Annotated in this window: 15 protein-coding genes; 4 read left to right on the forward strand and 11 right to left on the reverse strand. The window is 65.4% G+C overall.

Annotated features, from left to right (window positions below; genetic code table 11):
- The 3 genes from HV770_RS32160 to mprF all read right to left on the reverse strand — a co-directional run.
- A partial coding sequence (locus HV770_RS32160; protein WP_175165534.1) for a pyridoxal-phosphate dependent enzyme occupies positions 1-255 on the reverse strand: 255 nt, incomplete at its 3' end.
- Positions 256-688: 433 nt separating this feature from the next.
- Complete coding sequence (locus HV770_RS32165) at positions 689-1954, reverse strand: virulence factor family protein (protein ID WP_175165535.1); 1266 nt, start codon at positions 1952-1954, stop codon at positions 689-691.
- Positions 1951-4503, reverse strand: coding sequence for a bifunctional lysylphosphatidylglycerol flippase/synthetase MprF (mprF, locus tag HV770_RS32170; protein WP_246291403.1), 2553 nt, complete (start codon positions 4501-4503; stop codon positions 1951-1953). The genes HV770_RS32165 and mprF overlap by 4 nt, the downstream gene beginning before the upstream one ends.
- A gap of 446 nt (positions 4504-4949) precedes the next feature.
- Here mprF and HV770_RS32175 point away from each other — a divergent pair, with 446 nt between their 5' ends.
- The gene (locus tag HV770_RS32175) at positions 4950-5087 is read left to right on the forward strand and encodes a hypothetical protein (RefSeq protein ID WP_175165533.1); all 138 of its coding nucleotides are present in this window, start codon (positions 4950-4952) and stop codon (positions 5085-5087) included.
- 262 nt (positions 5088-5349) lie between these two features.
- On the opposite strand, the gene HV770_RS32180 is transcribed toward HV770_RS32175, so the two are convergent.
- Entirely contained in the window at positions 5350-5496 is a 147-nt protein-coding gene (locus tag HV770_RS32180; RefSeq protein ID WP_175165537.1) for a hypothetical protein, read from the reverse strand.
- Between the two features lie 226 nt (positions 5497-5722).
- On the opposite strand from HV770_RS32180, the gene HV770_RS32185 reads away from it, so the two are divergent.
- Entirely contained in the window at positions 5723-7120 is a 1398-nt protein-coding gene (locus HV770_RS32185; RefSeq protein WP_175165538.1) for an MFS transporter, read from the forward strand.
- A 28-nt stretch (positions 7121-7148) separates the two neighbouring features.
- Here HV770_RS32185 and HV770_RS32190 read toward each other — a convergent pair whose 3' ends face one another.
- The 5 genes from HV770_RS32190 to HV770_RS32210 all read right to left on the reverse strand — a co-directional run bounded on the left by HV770_RS32190 (position 7149) and on the right by HV770_RS32210 (position 12383).
- Positions 7149-7643, reverse strand: coding sequence for a DUF421 domain-containing protein (locus HV770_RS32190; protein WP_175165539.1), 495 nt, complete (start codon positions 7641-7643; stop codon positions 7149-7151).
- An 84-nt stretch (positions 7644-7727) separates the two neighbouring features.
- Positions 7728-8384 (reverse strand): glycosyltransferase family 2 protein, encoded by a 657-nt coding sequence (locus HV770_RS32195; RefSeq protein WP_175165540.1) that lies wholly within the window; start codon positions 8382-8384, stop codon positions 7728-7730.
- Positions 8381-8986, reverse strand: coding sequence for a class I SAM-dependent methyltransferase (locus HV770_RS32200; protein WP_175165541.1), 606 nt, complete (start codon positions 8984-8986; stop codon positions 8381-8383). The genes HV770_RS32195 and HV770_RS32200 overlap by 4 nt, the downstream gene beginning before the upstream one ends.
- Positions 8987-9010: 24 nt before the next feature.
- Positions 9011-10210 (reverse strand): acyl-CoA/acyl-ACP dehydrogenase, encoded by a 1200-nt coding sequence (locus HV770_RS32205; protein WP_175165542.1) that lies wholly within the window; start codon positions 10208-10210, stop codon positions 9011-9013.
- 220 nt (positions 10211-10430) lie between these two features.
- Positions 10431-12383: a PAS domain-containing hybrid sensor histidine kinase/response regulator gene (locus HV770_RS32210; RefSeq protein WP_175165543.1), complete on the reverse strand. Its 1953-nt coding sequence runs from the start codon at positions 12381-12383 to the stop codon at positions 10431-10433.
- A 233-nt stretch (positions 12384-12616) separates the two neighbouring features.
- Between HV770_RS32210 and HV770_RS32215 the strand changes: the two genes are divergently transcribed.
- Positions 12617-12853, forward strand: coding sequence for a hypothetical protein (locus tag HV770_RS32215; RefSeq protein WP_121317958.1), 237 nt, complete (start codon positions 12617-12619; stop codon positions 12851-12853).
- Between the two features lie 129 nt (positions 12854-12982).
- Here the strand turns inward: HV770_RS32215 and HV770_RS32220 are convergent, their stop codons facing one another.
- Positions 12983-14032: an NAD(P)/FAD-dependent oxidoreductase gene (locus tag HV770_RS32220; protein ID WP_175165544.1), complete on the reverse strand. Its 1050-nt coding sequence runs from the start codon at positions 14030-14032 to the stop codon at positions 12983-12985.
- A gap of 230 nt (positions 14033-14262) precedes the next feature.
- On the opposite strand from HV770_RS32220, the gene HV770_RS32225 reads away from it, so the two are divergent.
- Complete coding sequence (locus HV770_RS32225) at positions 14263-14700, forward strand: carboxymuconolactone decarboxylase family protein (protein WP_175165545.1); 438 nt, start codon at positions 14263-14265, stop codon at positions 14698-14700.
- A gap of 61 nt (positions 14701-14761) precedes the next feature.
- On the opposite strand, the gene HV770_RS32230 is transcribed toward HV770_RS32225, so the two are convergent.
- Positions 14762-16336, reverse strand: a complete 1575-nt coding sequence (locus HV770_RS32230) for a methyl-accepting chemotaxis protein (protein WP_175165546.1) — start codon at positions 16334-16336, stop codon at positions 14762-14764.
- Between the last annotated feature and the right edge of the window lie 327 nt (positions 16337-16663).

Raw genomic sequence — 16663 nt, forward strand, 5'->3', positions numbered from 1 at the left:
CGCCAGCGCTTCGGCCGGAAGATGCGCCATCTTGTTGTACGCGCCGCGCAGCTTGAACGAGAACACCGGCTGGTTGTCCTCACGCTTCAGATACACCGGATTGCGCAGCCGCGCCGACAGATTCGGCGCGCGTTCCAGTTCGGTTTCGCGGGCCACGTCGTAGACGCGTGCGGTCAGGGTCTTCTTGAGGTAGTCATGGCGAAGCGCGACGCTGCTGGCGGTTTCGGTCGCATGTTCGAGTTCGAGTAACGGCAAGGCAAGCTCCTGTGAGGCAAAGACGAATCAGCAAAGCGTTCACCAGGAGGCAGGCAGCAAGCGGACATAAAAAAACCCGCCTCTGGGGCGGGTTAATGTGTCACTGCTACTGGACGCGCGCTAACCCACCATTCGATGAATGATGCTAATAATCAGCGCAATACGGATGTCGAGGCAGTTCATGTGGTCGATGTTCGTTGAGTTGGCGGGCTTTGTCAACCCTAGGTCAGGACGCGGCGCGTTGTGAACTATCCTCTACGAAACGCCGAACGACGTTCCCCATCTCGCGCAAATGCGCATGGACGACTCGCTATTGATGCCACTGCGTCAAGTGAGACGAGCAAGCTTCGACGTGCAGCACGGCAGGATGAGGCTCGTTCGCGGACTCGCGCACTGCGCACACGCCGCGAGACCACGTCACGTCACGCGGCAGTCAATCACGCACACCGCTCTGCTTCTTGAAGGCGTCGAGAATATGTCTCTCCAGCGCGTTATAGTTGCCGCCGAAATGATGATCGCCCGACGTGCGAATCACCTCTATGCCGGTCTTGTCGAGCGCCGGACACAGCGTATCTTCCTCGTCCGCACCATAGAAGCACTGCACGATCGCAGGCGGCACTTTCGTCAATTCCGGCCGCACCTTCAAGGCCTTATCGCTCGCAGGCATGCCGAGCCAACCGCCCACGCGGATCTGAAAATCGGCGTCGGGCGCAAAGCCGAGCAACGCGATCAACGACACTTTCGCACGCTGCGCTTGCGGCAAACGGTTGTACGCGAACGGCATCACGTCCGCGCCGAACGAATAGCCGACCAGCGCGATGTGCTGCGCGTTCCAGCGCGCACCGTAGGTCTGCATCACGCGCGCGAGATCGCGGCTCGTCTGCGCGGGCGGCTTCTCGCTCCAGAAGTAGCGCAGGCTGTCCCAACCGATCACCGAGACACCGTCCTTTTGCAACGCTTGCGCGATGGTCTTGTCGAGATCGCGCCAGCCGCCGTCACCGGAAATGACGATCGCCATCAGGCCGTTCGGATGCGCGGCCGGTAATTCGATCAGCGGCAGATCGGAGACGTCGTCATCGCTCGTCGACACTGCCTGCAGATGCGGTGTGAGCAACGCGACGAGACGCGCGCGATCGGCGTTGCCCGTGCTCGCCTTTTCAACGAAGCCCGGCAGCTTGTCGCGGATCACCGTCGGGTCCGGCGGGCATGGGTTAAAGCGCGCATCGAGCGTGCGCCCGGCATCCACCGAGACCGCGCCGGCAATCGTATTCGACGGCGCCTGTTCGAGCACGTGCATCGCGAGCGTCGCGCCCTGGCCCGTGCCCGCGACGATCGGCGCGAAATAGTGGCTCGACTGCGATTGCCGTTCGAGCTGGTGGCTCAGCGCTTCGGCGTCGCCCACGAGTTGATGGCAGGTTTCCTTCTTCGCGTCCAGGTTCGCCGCGTAACGCGCGGTGTCCACGCCAACGGTCAATGCCCCCGCTTTCGCGAGCGCATCGGCGCTTTGCTGGTCCGCCGCGCTCCAGCCGGCGGCTTGCGAGTACAACACCACGAAACCGCGCAACGGGCCCTCTGGCTGCGTCACGGTGACGTCGCCGTAACGGCCGCCGGGCACCGTGGTGGTCGCTGCTTGTGCGAGCGCGCCGCAGGTCACGAGGCTCGCCGCGACGGCGAGCTTGAAAATCGAATGCACAGTCATGAACGCCGGCCTCCTGCCAGCAATGACAGGTCCGCGAGCGTGAAGACCACGCCCATCGAACCCGACGCCGCGAGATAGCGCGGCTCCCAATGCGGCTGGAACTTGCTCTTGAAAGCACGCAGTCCGCGGAAGTTATAGAAGCGGCCGCCGAAGCGCCAAACGATGCCAGCCAGCCGATGCCAGCGCGACGCGAGCGGCGTCGGTTGCATGCCGGAGAGCGGCGCAATGCCGAGACTGAGCGAGCGGAAACCCGCCTGCTTCAAATGCAGCGCCAGTTGCGTGAAAAGGTATTCCATCGCGTACGGCGACGCGCTCTGCACGTGCCGCATCACGCCGACGGTCGCTTCGGTGTTCAGATCCGTGGTCATGAACGTGACGAACGCGACGGGCTCGCCGTTCTGGCGCACCAGCATCACCGATTGCGCGGCGAGATACGCATCGTTGAATGCGGCCACCGAGAAGCTTTTCTCGCGCGCGTCGCGGCTGCCGAGCCAGCCATCGGAAATGCCGCGCAACGTTTCAAGCGACGCCGGTACGTTCGGCTGATCGATCACTTCGACGGCGAAGCCGTCGCGCTCGCCACGTTTGAGCGCATAGCGCAGATGCGCGCGATGCGAGCCCTTCAGATCGAAATCGTCGAGCACGACGTGCGCTTCTTCACCGAGCTTCATCAGCGTGAGGCCGGCGTCGAGATAGAGCGGCAACGCGTTGGCGCGGACCTGGTAGAACGCCGCGCGGCCGCCGTGCGCATGCGCGAGCGCGACAAACTTGCTGATGAGGCCGGCCCATTCCTCGCGCGGCCCCACCGGATCATGCAGCGCGGCCCACGTACGGCCGTATTTCGCGTACATCAGAAACGCCTCGCGCGACTCCGAAAAGAGAAAGCTCTTGTCGCCCATCAGCGCGAGACCGGCGTCGCTGCGTTCCTGCGCGCGCACGATGCGCGCCGCGTCATGCAGATCCTCCGGCGCCGGCTTGACGAAGCGGCCCGGCGCCGGACGCAGGAGTTGCCAGAAAGAAAAGGTCGCGGCGAACAGGCTTGCAGCCAGCGTCGCGCGCAGCGCGCGCGGCGCGCGGTCGTCGAAGGCGAATTGCCACCACAGGTCGCGCGTGTACGGCACGTCGCGAAAGGCAAACAGCATCACCCACGTGGCGAGCATCAGCACCATCGCAACCGACACCAGCCAGCCTGCCGTGAAGCGCTCGGCGAACAGCGATGAATGACGGTTGAAACGCCGGCGCGTCGACAGCAGCAGCACGATCAGCATGCCGAGCACGCTCGCCTCGACGAATGCGAGCCCCTTGGTCAGCGACAGCGCGAGGCTCAGCACCGCGAGCAGCAGCGTCATCCACCACGCGGCGTCCAGACGGCGCAACAAGCCGCGCGCGACGAACAGCAGCAGCACGCCCAACACGCTGCACAGCATCTGCGAGCTTTCGAGCACCCACAAGGGCACCATGTCGCGCAGGATGTGAATGCGCTGCCAGAACGCGGGCGTCGCGCTGGATATCACCAGCATCCCGCCGACCACGAACGTCACGAGACTCAGAAACAGCGGCGCGAGTTTCGATGCGCGCGCCGCGTCGAGAAACGGCAAGCGCCCTTTCAGCGCGCGGCCTTCGAAGCCCGCGAGTAACGCCGCCGAGACGATCAACGGGACACCGAAATAAATCGCGCGATAAGCGAGGAGCGCCGCCACCATCTGATGCGTTTGCACGCTGCCGCTCAGCGTGAACACCATGGCCGCTTCGAATACGCCTACGCCGCCGGGCGTGTGGCCAATCATGCCGAGCAGCATCGCAGCGGCATAGACCGTGATGAAGGTGACGAAGCTCACGTCCGCGTGGGGCAGCAGCGCCCACAAAGCAAGGCCCGCGGCCACCACGTCGAGGACCGCGAGGGCCACTTGCGCGAGCAGATCGCGGCGCGCCGGAATATCGAACGAGAGCCATTGCCAGCGCGTGCGTACCGGCCGGGTGTCGCGACGGCAGGCGGCAGCCACGAGCGTGAGCGCGAACAGCAGCGCCACGCCGATCCAGCGCAGCGTGAGGGGCGTGACGTGCAGCATCGGCGCGAGTTGTCCAGCCATGCCGACCATCCCGAGCGCCGTCATCAGCACCAGCGCGAGCGCGAGCGACACGCTCGTAAACACCGTCATGCGGCCGATCTGCACGGGCGTGATGTTCGCGACGCCATACACGCGCGCGCGGACGGCGCCGCCCGTCAACGCGCCGAAGCCAGTCGCGTTGCCGAGCGCCGAGCCTGCCGTCGCGCCGATCCACAGCGCCACGCGCGGCACCGTCGCGCCAAGATAGCGCAGGCCGACGGCGTCGCGCCCAACCAGCGCCATGTAGCTGAGCGCGGTGGCGCCGAGCGCGGCAGTCCACTCGCCGGGCGCGAGTTCACGCAACTGACGCATCACCGAGCGATAGTCGACCGCTTGCGACAGGTGCTGCAAAACCACCAGCAGCAATCCGCCAATCACGAGGGTGAGTACGGGCGAGAGAATTCCCCGGTTGCCAAGCGTCTTCGAGATGCGTTCGAACATTGCGCGTGGCCGGTCGAATCTATTGTTATGTCGATGGAACATGGTCGATGCGGGGGGCCTTGCGTGGAGCTTTCGCAACGACGGGTCGTCCATCGCTGCGTCGCCGGATCAGGCGATTACAAAGGGATAACGGCAAAGTGTGCAAAAGGTTGACAGCGCGGGCTCTTTTCGCCGGCATTTAATTCGATCGAACGAAATAAGCGGGAATATCTTCCGAGCGGTTCGGCCTTGCCCGCGAGCCCCTTGCGCACAGGGGGTGTGGCCGTTAAACGTTAACCCTGCCCTATTAGGGTAATTCCCCCGCGTCCCTCCTGTTTTTGCCAGAACGGTTTTCAAACAGCGGTTTGCAGCATCCAGCTTTTTTCTCGCCGTGCCGTAACCGCAAGCAATGGCGCGGCGAAATGCAGCAGTTTTGCCGGGTGAGCTTCTGTAGTTGAAGGAGAACGATGATGGCGGAACAGGATTGGGCAATGGCCGGGATGTATCTGCTCGGACTGGTGTCGATGGTGCTGCTGATGTGCAGCCCGTCGACGCGAGCGACCAGGAAGCGGGCGGCGGTGTCGAACAGCAGCGCCGACGAATAAAACGCACCTGCACGCGGCTGGCTGCGCGCTGCAAGTGCCACACGGCCCGAGCGAACTGCGCATCGAGCCCTTTAGGCCTAGGTCCGTGGCTATGTCCGGCCCAGATAACGCAACGCCCGCTATCCCAAGCGGGCGGCTACGATGAGCGACGGCTGAGCGTCGCCTCAAACGACCTGAAAACGCGCTTTCCGCGTATTCGTCAGATCAGCGCTCTCTCGCGCCCGCCCGGCCGTCCTGGCAAGGGCGGCGCGCAGCGCCATTCTTACAGCGGGCGGCGGTAAGCTTCTGCCATCACTGCGCAGTTTTGCAGATGCAGGTTCAGCGCATGCAGCGCCAGCGCGCGCAGTTTGCCGAACAGCGTGGTGGCAGCGGGGGTAGTACGGGCGACGGCGTTGGAAGCGGTGTTCATGGCGGACTCCTGTATAGGGTTTATACCTAGGTAACAACCCGATTATACCGCTGTTCTGCCGCACTGCAACAACTTTAAAAATGCCGCACCGCTGTCGCGCCACGCTGACACCTGCCGGGCCCGAAAGGGTAAAAGGGCGCCATCAATAGTCCGACTATTAACCATCCGCACCAAACGGATGCAATAATGACCCCTTTGCCTGCGACCGTCCGCCGCAGCCGTCTTCATGACCGTCGCCGAAAAAGCTCCGATTGCGCCCCTTATCGTCGCGTGTGCGATGTTCATGGAAAGCGTCGATGCCAACGTGATCGTCACGGCGCTCCCGGCCATGGCGCGCGACTTCGGGCGCGATCCGGTCACGCTGAAAATCGCCGTGACGAGCTACGTGCTCGGACTTGGCGTGTTCATCCCCGTGTGCGGCTGGCTGGCCGACCGGTTCGGCGCACGCACGATCTTTCGTACCGCGATCGGCATCTTCGTCACCGGCTCGCTGCTGTGCGCGGCGTCGAATTCGCTCGCCACCTTTACGCTCGCGCGCTTCGTGCAGGGAGTCGGCGGCGCCATGATGGTGCCGGTCGGGCGGATCATCATCTTCCGCGTCGTCCACAAAACCGACTTCATCCGCGCGATGAACTATCTGAGCGTACCCGCGATGCTCGGCCCGGCGGCCGGCCCGCTGCTCGGGGGCTTCATCACCACTTATCTGCACTGGCGCCTGATCTTCTTCATCAATGTGCCGATCGGCATGCTCGGCATCTATCTCACCAACAAGTACATCGCCAACACGCGCGAGCCGCACCCGGGTCCGCTCGACTGGATCGGGTTTCTTTTGTCCGCCGCGGGCGCGGTGCTGCTTCTGCTCGGCCTGTCATTGGTGGGCGGCGAACTGATTGCCAACGCCGACGCGTTCGGCATGTGCGCAATCGGCGCCGTGCTGCTCGTGATCTACGTCGCCTACGCGCAGCGCGTCAAACTCCCGCTGCTGGACCTGCGCTTTTTCAAGGTGCCGACGTTCCAGGCGAGCGTACTGGGCGGCTCACTGTTTCGTATCGGTCTGGGCGCCCTGCCGTTTTTGTTGCCGCTGATGCTGCAGGAGGGCCACGGCATGAGCGCATTCCAATCCGGCCTGATTACCTGCGCGTCCGCGTTCGGCGGCATGTTCATGCGCACGGTCGCCTCTGGCGTGCTGCGCCGCTTCGGCTTCCGTTCGGTGCTGGTGGTCAACGCCGCGCTGTCGGGACTCTCGATCGCGGCATGCGGGCTATTTTTCCCGAGCACGCCGACATGGATCATCTGGGTCGTCGTGTTGCTCGGCGGCTTCTTCCCCGCGCTGCAGTTCACGAGTCTGAATTCGCTGACCTATGCGGAGATCGCCAGCCGCGACGTGGGGCGCGCGACGAGTCTCGGCAGCGTCGTGCAGCAGATGTCGCTTGGCCTCGGCGTAACGGTGGGCGGCATCGTGCTGCAGTTGTCACGGATGCTGCATGGCCATCCGAGCATCATGTGGTCGGATTTCTGGCCCGCGTTCCTCGTGGTCGGCCTGTGCTCGTTCGCATCCATTCCGGTCACGCTGCGCATGCCGCGCGGCGCCGGCGAAGAGATCGCACGGGGTGGCCGGGGCTGAACGCCGCGCCTTTGCTCAAGCGGTTTTTTCACGCGCTCTTGCGGATCACGCTCACTTCGCCATTGCGTTCGAGAATCGCCGCGGCCACGTCGTCCATCGAGCGTGAGCCGGTTTTCTGCCGCACGCTTTCCTCGACATCCGTGGTCGATATCAACGCGGCGTCCATCTCGCGCGCGTTGAACCGGCCGTTGCTGAACACCTCGCGTTCGACGCCGCCCACCAACCGCTCGAACCTGCGCGAGCGCATGCAGGCCCACGCCAGCACGCGATGGCACGCGACGATCATGAACGACGCCAGCACCGTCGCGATGAACGGCGACGCGCCGACGATCGCCCGGCTCAGCGTCGCGCCGAGCAGGATCACCACGACCGAATCGAACGGCGAGCGTTGCCCGAATGAGCGTCGGCCCGACACCCTGATCAGCACGAGCGCGATCACGAACACGATGATCGAGCGCATGCCCATTTGCAAAGGGTCGAGATTCCTGCCCTCGCCGAACAGAATGAAAATCGCGTCCATCATGTCGCCCTCCTCGCGGCGTGCCGCCGTCTAGATCTTCTGGTATCCGAAGCAAATCCGGCGCGCCGCACGAACGCGTCGGGCGCGCTACCCGGCGGCGGCCCACGCCACCAGCGTATCGCCGAAACCACCGTGCGCGCGAGCCGCGGCCCGCGCACTCGTGATCACGCGCGGCGCGGCGCTCCACGCGATGCGCGCGCCGATCGCAATCAACCGGTCGACGAGCGCGACGTCTTCGCTGCATTTCAACGGCGGAAAGCCGCCGGCGCGCCGGTAAGCATCGGCCGACACGCCGAGATTCGCGCCATGAATGTGCCGATGGCCATCGGCATCCACATAGGTCTTGCGAAAGTATTCGCGCACGCTGCGCGGATGCGCGCTCCAGTCGTCGACCGCGATCGAGCCGCACACCGCGTCCGCGTCGAGTGCGAGCTGCGCGACGAGCCAGCCCGGCGACACGCGGCTGTCGGCATCGGTGAACGCGAGCCAGCGGGCGCCGTCCGCGAGCAGCAGATCGGCGCCGCTCGCACGCGCGATGCCGACGTTGCGCGCCTTCAGCGTCAGCGTTTCGATGCCGTACGCCCGCGCGATCGCGCCCGAAAAATCACTGCACGCGTCGAGCACGACGACGATGCGCACCGCCTCGCCCGCGAGGTGCTCGTGGCGCGACGCTTCGAGCAGCGCCGCGAGGCAAGGCGCCAGCAACGCCTCTTCGTTATGAGCCGGAACGACCACGCCGATCATAGGAGCCCCTCGCGTTGCGCTACCGAACGCGCGTCGCGCGACCAGACGTCGATCAGCAGATCGGCTTCGTCGTGATGCGCGAGACGCGACAGGCCGCAGCGCGCATCGAACAACGCATGCGCGGCGTCGGCGGATTCGAGCGCTTCGGCGAAGGGCCGGCGCCAGTGACAGGCGAGCAGCGTGCCGTCCGTCGTCAGCGACGCGGCGATCCGCGCCGCCAGCGTTTCCAGCTCGGCTGCATCGAGGTAATACGCGAATTCGCTGATGACGATCAGATCGAACGGCCCCGCTTCGGTCGGCCATTCACGCGGCACCGTGCGCTGTTCGACACGGACTTGCGGCGCACCGGCCACACGCTCGCGCGCGAGCGCCACGGCCCGCTCGTGCAGATCGGCGGCGAGCAGCGTGTCGCAGCGCGTCGCGAGTTCGACAGTCAATTCGCCGTTCGCGCAGCCGGGTTCGAACGCATTCCGATAGCGTGGGCGCGGCAGCAAGGCGAGCGTGAGCGAACGCTTGCGGCGTTCATACCAGCCTTCGCGCAGATTCCACGGGTCGTCGCTGTGCCGGTAGAGATGATCGAAGTACAGCGCCGTCGAGTTCATCTCAACGACCCTCCGGGCATGGGATCAGAGTGTCCACGGCGTATCTCCTCCGTACCTCGGGGCGTCGTCGCGATGGGCCGAGGCAACCAGTTCTCCGAGCGCCGCGAGATCACGCTCGGCGTGACTTTGGCGCAGAAACACGGGCAAATCCGCGAGTGCGCGCGCGAAGCGCGCATCGCGGCACAACGGCCCCGCGCCGAGCGTGCGCGTCGCGTGATGCATCACCGCGGTTGCCGCTTCTTCGACGACGAGGCGCGCGCGCATCGCTTCACGTTGCGCATCCGCAAGGGGATTCGCATCGATATGGGCGGCGCTCTCGCGCAATACGGCAGCCGCCGCTTGCAATGCGACCTCGACCGCGCCGAGGTGCGCGAGGCGATGCGGATCGGCGCGCTGCGCGCTCGCGTCGCGCAACGTCCGGCCGATCTGCGCCGCCGCGCCGTACCAGCACGCTGCAATGCCTGCGCCGCCGTGCCAGAAGCCTGGTCGGCGCACATACGCATGCGGCGCGCCGACCAGCGTGGCGTGCGTGCCATCGAAGCAAACGTCGGCGCTCGCGGTGGCCTGCATGCCGACCGCCTGCCACTTCGACGTATCGATCGCGATCGATGCCTGGTCCATCGCGACGGCAACCAGCACCGGCGCCTCATCCAGCCACGCGGTTAGGAGCGCATGGCTCACGCTTTCCGCGCCCGAACACCAGGCCTTGGTGCCGGTCAATCGAACCTGCCCTTCGTCGCTTCGGATTCCTGTTTTAGCCGTATTGACCGCCTGCACGCGTGCATCGGGCGGCTCGGAGGCCCAGACGGCCCAGCGGCTCGCCGCCGGTGGCGTGGGGCCATGGAGTTCGGCGAGGATCGCGAGCGCGTCGGTGTGGCCTTCGAACAGTTTGACGAGGCCGAGATCGCACGCGGCCACCGCCGCCAGCGCGCGCCAGCGCGCCAGCGTCTGGCCATGCCCGGGCAACGGCAGCCAAGGCGCGCGGTCATAGCCGCCGTCGACCAGGGCGCGCAACATATCGCCGAGCGCGGCGGGGTCGTTGGGATCGAAACGCGTGGTGTGCAGAAATTCTTCAAGCGAGGCGGCAGTTTCCCGGTCGGGCTGCGTACGGCACTGCGCCTGTGTTGTCGGATGCGAGTCACGGCCGCCGCTTGCGCCCGGCCCCGGCGAGCGCCGCGCATTGACGCCGGGCACACCCGCGCTCCGGTCACGCGTATCGAGCATTCTGCCTCCCTGGAACTATTGAATCTGCTGCGCGCGGACGCCGGTCGGCCGCCGCCTTTGCAGAGACGTAGCAAGCGACGTGCCTGAGGCGCCGAACGCCCGGCCGCATCGCTGTACTTCAGGAAAATCGGGAAACAGGAAAGATGGCGCTGCGCAAGTCCGCACAACACTGCAGTAGGCGCGAGTCGTCGAGACGATGACCCAGCCGACGATCCAGCCGTCAGCCGGCACCGCGCCGTGCTTCGACCTGCGCAAGCAGCGTATCGAACAGCGCGAGTTCCACCGGCTTCACCAGATGCGCGTGAAAACCGGCCTCGCGTGTCCGGTCGCGATCGCTTGCATGGCCGAAGCCGGTCATCGCGGCGTACATCGTCCCGGCAAGCTCAGGCATTTGACGCAAGGCCGCGAGCGTCGCATACCCATCCATCTTCGGCATCGCAATGTCGATCACGGCAAGATGGGGCACGAAACGAGGCGCGATCTGCAGCGCCTGCTCGCCCTCGTACGCGATGCGCACTTCATGGCCTTTCAGTTCGAGCAGCATCGCGAGACTGTCGGCGGAGTCGCGGTTGTCGTCGATCAGCAGAATCCGCAGCGGCGTCACCTCGGACGCGGCCGCGTTCGCTTCGTTGGCCGGCGCGTCGGACGGCGCCGCGGCGAGCGGCAGGCTCAGCGTGAATGTGCTGCCGCAGCCGGGACCGCCGCTGCTCGCGATGATGCTGCCGCCGTGCATGTCGACGAGCGATTTGCACAGCGTGAGACCGATGCCGAGCCCGCCTTCGCCCAAATTCTGGCAGTCCTTTTCTTGCGCGAACAATTCGAAGATCCTGTCGAGCGAGCCGAGCGGAATGCCGCATCCCGAGTCGCGCACTTCGAGCACTGCCATGCGCTGCTCGACGCGGCCCTCGATGTCGATACGGCTGCCAGTCGGCGAGAATTTCGACGCGTTGTGCAGCAGGTTTTGCAGCACCTGCACGAGTCGCGTCATGTCGCCGCGCAGCGACACCGATTCGTACGGCAGATGCGATACCACCTGTTGCTCCTGCGCATCGGTGAACGGCCGCGCCGCTTCGACCGCGCGCGTCACCAGTTCGCCCAGATCGACGCGCGCAAGGCGCAGTTCGACCTTGTTCGACATGATCCGGCCGACATCGAGCAGATCGTCCACCAGCCGCGTCAGGTGCGTAACCTGCCGGTCGATCAGATCGCGCGCCCGCAGCAGCGTGGGGCTCAGCCCGCTCTCGAGTTGCATCACGCCGACGGCGTTGCGCACCGGGGCAAGCGGATTGCGCAATTCGTGCGCGAGGGTCGCGAGAAACTCGCGCATGCGCTCGCCCGAGCGCTCCAGTTCTTCGCGCTGACGCCGCTCGGTCAGATCGCGCGTGACCTTGGCGAAACCGCGCAAGCGGTTCGATTCATCGTGTACCGCCGTGATGTTGACGTTGGCCCAGAAGGTCGTGCCGTCCTTGCGCACACGCCAGCCTTCGTCTTCGACGCGACCGAGTTGCCGCGCGAGGGCCAGTTCGCGCGCGGGCTTGCCCGCCGCCGCATCCTCCGGCAAATAGAACAGCGAGAAATGCTTGCCGATGATTTCCTCGCGCGTATAGCCCTTGATGCGCGCGGCGCCCGTGTTCCAGCTCACCACAAAGCCTTGCGGGTCGAGCATGAAGATCGCATAGTCCTTGACGTTGTCGACCAGCAGACGGAAGCGCTCCTCGCTTTGCCGCAACGCTTCCATGTACTCGCGTTGCGCGGTCAGGTCGCGCGTGATCTTCGCGAAGCCCGTGAGGATGCCCGCCTCGTTGCGGATCGCCGTGATCACGACGTTCGACCAGAAAGTGGTGGCGTCTTTGCGCACCCGCCAGCCTTCGTCCTCGAAGCGGCCGGTCAGCGACGCCTGTTGCAGCTCGTAGGCCGGCCAGCCGCGCGCCACGGCTTCCTCGGTATAGAAACGAGAGAAATGCTGACCGATGATCTCCTGCGCCGCGTAGCCCTTCAGTTTCTGCGCGCCTGCGTTCCAGCTGACGATGTGCCCGGTCGCATCGAGCAGGAAGATCGCGTAGTCCTCGATTGCCTGCACGAGCATCCAGTAATCGAGGCCGGCGGCCGTTGCGGCCGGGTCCCGGTCAGGCTTGCTGGTGTCGAGGGAGGAATGCATATCAAGCTGAGTCATGGCGCGAAAGTATAGGGGATTCCGGTCAAAGGATACACCGGGCACGGCGCGCGGGCGGCCCCAAGGTTTGACCTGACGAGTGTATGCGCCGCTCACGCGCGGGCGCGTCGCGGCATCGGCGGGACGCGCGGCTGCCTGGCCCCGCGCTTGCTACTTCTGCCGTGCCGATGACCAGACCGGTTGCCGCACCGGCGGCCTCCGGCATCGCCTCATCACAACGAACAGGAGCCCCAATGAAACGCGTCTTCACCACCCTCGCCTGCGCCACGGCGCTCGCCCTCGCCCATCTCCCCGCGCACGCCGAAGGCTGCACCAAAGGCGCGGTCGTGGGCGGCGTCGCCGGTCACGTTGCTGGAGATCATGGCGTCGCAGGCGCGGCTGCCGGCTGCGCGATCGGCCACCATGAAGCAAAGAAAAAAGACAAAGCCGCGAGCGCGGCGGCCGCCGCCAGTCAGCCCGAGGGCAAGTAAGGCCTGCATCACATCAACTGGGTCGACGGGTAAGGAAGAGTCTGTCGTGACGTGTCGATCACGACAGACTCTCGTTGCCTGTGCTCACTGCGCGAAACCACGCGCGCCCTCAGTCCGACGCCCGCCCGCTTAGCTAGCCGCGCCGAGCTTTTCCGCCAGCTTCGTGTCGTAGCTGGAATGCACGTGCACGCGCTTCTTCTCGGGATACGCGTACGCATACGCCTTGCGCAGCGCCAGCGACGCCTCGTGAAAGCCCGACAGAATCAGCTTCTGCTTGTTCGGATAGTTGGCGAGGTCGCCGGCCGCGAAGATGCCCGGCCGCGAGCTTTCGTAGTTGGACGTATCGACGTCGATGCGCCCACCGTGAATTGTCAGCCCCCACTGCGCGATCGGGCCGAGATCGGCAACCAGGCCGTACAGCGCGACGAGGTGGTCGGCCTCGAGTTGCGTCTCGCCTTCGATATGCCGCAGCGTCAATGACTTGAGCGCATCGCCTTCGACCGTGAGCCCCGCGATCGCGCCGACGATGAAGTCCATCTCGCCCGCCTCCACCGCGCGGCGCATCGTCGCGACGCTCGAATCGGCCGCGCTGAAACCGCTGCGCCGGTGCACCAGCGTCACGCGCCGCGCGACCTCGCGCAAGGCGAGCGCCCAGTCGAGCGCCGAGTCGCCGCCGCCGGCCACCACCACGTTCTTGTCAGCGAAATCGGCGAGGCGCGGCACGCTGTAATGCACGTGACGCGACTCCAGCGGCACGGCCTCGGGCAGCCCCAGTTTTTGCGGCACGAACGCGCCGTTGCCCGCCGCCAGCAGAATCGCCGCGGCGTCGAAGACGAGCCCGCGATTCGTGCGCACGGTCCAGCGCCCGTCGCCGCGCTGCTCGACCGACTCGACCCGCTGCTCGAGATGGATCGGCGCATCGAACGGCTTGCATTGCGCCATCAAACGCTCGACCAGTTCGCGCGCGGTGCACGACGCAATCGCCGGGATATCGTAGATGGGCTTGTCGGGATAGAGTTCGGTGCACTGGCCGCCGATCTTGTCGAGCGCATCGACGATCTGGCAGGACAGGCCGATCACGCCCGCCTCGAAAGCCGCAAACAGGCCGACGGGTCCGGCGCCGACAATCAGCACGTCGGTGCGCAACGGCGGCGGAAGGGAATCTGCGGCGGGCGTCATGGGGGACCTCTCCGGATAGTCGATGAACCACCATACCGAATCGACCGGGGCCCGGCAACGATGTCATTACAGCGGGTAAGGACGCTCGGCAGGTAGCCGCGGCGCGCTGGCGTCGGTCTCAAGTGGTTACCTGAAAATAACCAGAATCGGTCATTTTTAGAATCCAGTCGTCCGACTAAGCTACCTCCATCGCATCACGGAATGCGTCCAACCCGACTCCGGAGTGAATCATGGAACAACGTCTCGACTTCTACCAAGCCAACCCCGCCGCGATCAAGGCGTTGATCGGCGTCGAAGAACGCATCGGCAAATCGGCGCTCGAAAAATCGCTGACCGAACTGGTGCGTCTGCGCGCCTCGCAAATCAACGGCTGTGCGTACTGCGTCGACATGCACACGAGCGATGCCCGCAAAGGCGGCGAAACCGAGCGCCGTCTCGCGACCGTAGTGGTGTGGCGCGAGACGCCGTTCTTCACGGACCGCGAACGCGCCGCGCTCGAATGGACTGAGGCGCTGACGCTGGTGTCGCAAGGGCAGGTGCCCGACGCCGTGTGGAACGTGGTGCGCCCGCACTTCAGCGACGAGGAACTGGTCGACCTGACGCTGCTGGTGTCGGCGATCAATGCGTGGAACCGCTTTGCGATTTCGTTTCGCAAGCTGCCGGGCTGAAGCGGCGGTTGCGTGAACGTCGCTATATCGCTGCGTCGCTGCATCTCTGCGACGGCGAGATTCAGAACGACGGTTCGCGCGGCGCCGCCTCGTTCGCGACCTTGAAGGCCGCGGTCAGTTCGCTCAACTGCCGCGCCTGATCCGCGAGCGAGTTCGCGGTCGCGGCGCTTTCCTCCACCAGCGCCGCATTGTGCTGCGTGACCTCGTCCATCTGCGTGACGGCGAGGCTCACCTGGCGGATACCTTCGCTCTGCTCTTTCGACGCCGCCGCGATCTCGCCGACGATACGCGCGACACGCCCGATCGCGGCTTCGATCTCCTGCATCGTGCCGCCTGCTTCGTCGACGAGGCCCGCGCCGCTTTCCACGCGCGCGGTCGACTCCGCGATCAGCGAGCCGATTTCCTTCGCGGCCGCCGCCGAGCGTTGCGCGAGGCTGCGCACCTCGCCCGCCACCACCGCGAACCCGCGCCCTTCCTCTCCGGCGCGCGCCGCCTCGACCGCGGCATTCAGCGCCAGGATATTGGTCTGAAACGCGATCCCTTCGATCGCGGTGATGATGCCGGTCATCTTCGACGAACCCGCGTGAATCACCCGCATCGTCTCGACCATGCTGCCGACCGAAGCGCGCCCGCGCGCGGCCATCTCCGACGCGCGCGAGGCCAGTTCGCTCGCGTGGTGCGCGTTCTCGGCGTTCAGCTGCACGGTGGAGGTGAGCTGCTCCATCGCGGCAGCAGTCTGTTCGAGCGACGCGGCCTGTTCCTCGGTGCGTTGCGACAGATCGAGATTGCCCGCGGCGATCTGTTGCGTCGATGAGGCAATCGAATGCGAACCGGCTCGCACCGTGGTGACAGTCGCGCCGAGCCTGTCCTGCATCGATGCGACGCCGCGCAGCAGCATCGCCATTTCGTCGTTCGCACGAATCGCCACGCGGGTCGTCAACTCACCGGCGGCGATCGCATCGAACTGGCGCAGCGCGTCGTTCAGCGGCGTCATGATCGCGCGGCGCAGCATGCGCCAGCTGATGAAGGCCACCGTCAGCCCCACCAGCACGCTGGCGAGGCACGCGAGCAGCAGCGTATGAAAGAGCGCGGCCGAGCGCTCGTTCGCGTCGCTCGCCTGGCGGTTCAGATAGTCTTCCAGCGCGCCCTGGCTCGTATTCATCGCGGTATACAGGCCGATCAGCTGATTCGCGCGGCTCTCGTCCATCCAGCTCGCGTCGCCGCCGCGGATCGCCTCGATCAGTCTGTCGATGCCGTCGCGCCGCACGGCGGTGCGCTTTGCGTCGAGGTCGTCGGTGAGGCGCTGCAGGTCGGGCGTCTTCGGCAGATCGCGGAAGGTGTTCCACCACTTGTCCGACTCGCCGAGCAGCATGCGCGCGCGTTCGAGTTGCGCATCCAGTTGCGGCGAATGCGGATTGCTCATTGCCCAGTCGAGCCCGAAGCGCGCCCGCGACATCGCCGTGCCCGATTTGCCGAGCGCCACCACCGACGCGAAATGCACCGTGTACGCGTCGCGCTGCGCCTCGTTGCTTTCGCTCATGCCGAGAATGCCGAGTGTGCCGGTGGCAATCAGCAGCACGCCGAGAAACGCGATCGTGATCGCGATCCGTAGATTGATGGTCAGGTTTTTGGTCATCGTGTTGGTGGTTCTGGCTGGTCTCGCGCTCTGGCTCATGACGTGCGGCCCGGGCGCACGGGAGAAAGGCGGACGGTTTCCGGCGCCTTGCTCATGATCCAAGTATTTTCGTTTTGGGTGGCCTTATGTTCCTTATATGGAACAATTAACCGTATATGGAAAGTATAGCGATGGACGCTTCGGTGACAAAAATAAATCGCAGAGACGCGCGGTAAACGCGCAACAGGCGGGTGGCGCGTTATTGCGCACAGAGGAAGGGGTCGCCCGGAACGCAGTGCAAAGCTTGCTTGCATCCCCGACAATCGCTGGCGCCGCGCTGCGGGCGTC

It is taken from the genome of Paraburkholderia fynbosensis (assembly GCF_902859935.1).
GTDB classification, from domain to species: domain Bacteria; phylum Pseudomonadota; class Gammaproteobacteria; order Burkholderiales; family Burkholderiaceae; genus Paraburkholderia; species Paraburkholderia fynbosensis.